The organism is Xenococcus sp. PCC 7305 (genome assembly GCF_000332055.1).
Taxonomy (GTDB): domain Bacteria; phylum Cyanobacteriota; class Cyanobacteriia; order Cyanobacteriales; family Xenococcaceae; genus Xenococcus.
The window spans coordinates 1-958 of sequence record NZ_ALVZ01000201.1; the positions used below are offsets into that span (position 1 = coordinate 1).

At 42.3% G+C, this 958-nt stretch carries 1 pseudogene; it reads right to left on the minus strand.

From position 1 onward, the window contains the following. Window positions 1-958, minus strand: a pseudogene (locus tag XEN7305_RS17225) (hypothetical protein); the annotation flags it as partial.

Sequence of the window (958 nt, forward strand, 5' to 3'; positions counted from 1 at the left end):
ACTTCTTCGGGTTCAGTTACCGGATCAGTTTGGTCACTATCTGCTACACCTACATTGGCAATAGTTGTACCGACATCGCTATCTTGAACTGTATAGCTAACAGATAGAGTGTCAGATTCTCCTGGTGCTAGGTCAGTAGGAGCTGAGGTGTCACCAGTCAGATCATCGCTGATAACTACATTGGTTAAATTGGTATCACCAGTATTGGTTGCAGTAATGTCATAAAGAACATCATCACCAACACTGATAAAACCATTGTCATCATTGTCTGTAAAACCGGTATTAGTTTTCACTACAGATAATTCGGGATCTGGAACAGGAACTCCTTCAATGTCAGTTACCGGGTCGGTTTGGTCACTATCGGCAACTCCAGTGTTGGCAATAGTAGTTCCGAGGTCGCTTTCAAGGACTGTGTAACTAACAGAAAGCGTATCCGATTCTCCAGGAGCCAAGGTTACAGGAGTTGAGGTATCCCCAGTAAGGTCATCGCTAATAACCACATTGGTTAGATTAGCACCACCAAAGGCCACAGGGATATTAATTGCGGTCAGATCATAGAGAATATCATCACCGATACTGATATCACCAGACCCGTCATTATCTGTAAACCCTGTATTGGTTTTACTAATATCCAAAGTCGATTCAGGTACAGGTACAAATTCAGGATCGGTGATTGGGTCAGTTTGGTCACTATCGGCTGTTCCAATATTGTCGATTTCTGTTCCCAGATCGCTATCTTGAACTGTATAACTAATAGATAAAGTATCCGATTCTCCAGGTGCTAAGGTCACGGGAGTTGAAGTATCTCCTGTGAGATCATCGGTAATTACAACATTGGTTAAATTAGCCCCACCAAAGGCAACAGGAACATTGGTTGCTGTTAAGTCGTAAAAAACATCATCACCAACGCTGATATCGCCAGAACCATCATTATCATTAAACCCTGTATTGTTTTTAG